Below are 516 nucleotides of genomic sequence, written 5' to 3' on the forward strand. Positions count from 1 at the left end.
GGCGGCTCTGACGACTCCACACGCTGGCAATCCTTGCACGCGGCGGCGCACTTGTTCACCTCGTCCATGCAGCGGCAGGTCGGCGGGTTCATCTTGTTGCAGAAGGCCTTGTCGCAGCAATTCCCCCATGGCCGCGGCGTGCACAAGGGGCCCGGGTCGGCGCCCCAGTAGACGTCGCTGCAGATGAGCGGGCCCGGGAATGGCCCCGGCGCCTCCTGGCACACCTCGCACTGTGCCACGCACTTGCTGGGCTCCAGCTCGTCGTTGCAGCGCCACTGCGGCGGGTTGGTCTTCGTCGGCAGCCGCTCGATGTTGTCGCAGCACTTCCACGGCTTCTTCTTCGTCGGCGCCTGCTGTGCTGATCCTCCGTCGGTCGGGAGGCGTATGGTGTTGGTAGTGGTGTCGTCGTCCGCCGTGCCGAGGGCGGCGGCGGTGAGGCCGGCGGTGTGCAGGCGGCCCCGGCAGAAGTCGGCGAGGGAGTCGGCGTCCCGGATCCGCCCTTCGGCGACGGCCGGT

At 69.6% G+C, this 516-nt stretch carries 1 protein-coding gene; it reads right to left on the bottom strand.

The window, feature by feature from the left end; genetic code table 11:
* Nucleotides 1–516 (bottom strand): hypothetical protein (locus CXQ92_RS18550; RefSeq protein WP_219815814.1); only part of this gene is annotated, 516 nt, incomplete at both ends.

It is taken from the genome of Arthrobacter sp. SX1312 (genome assembly GCF_002929295.1).
In the GTDB taxonomy this organism is placed as follows: Bacteria; Actinomycetota; Actinomycetes; order Actinomycetales; family Micrococcaceae; genus Arthrobacter_D.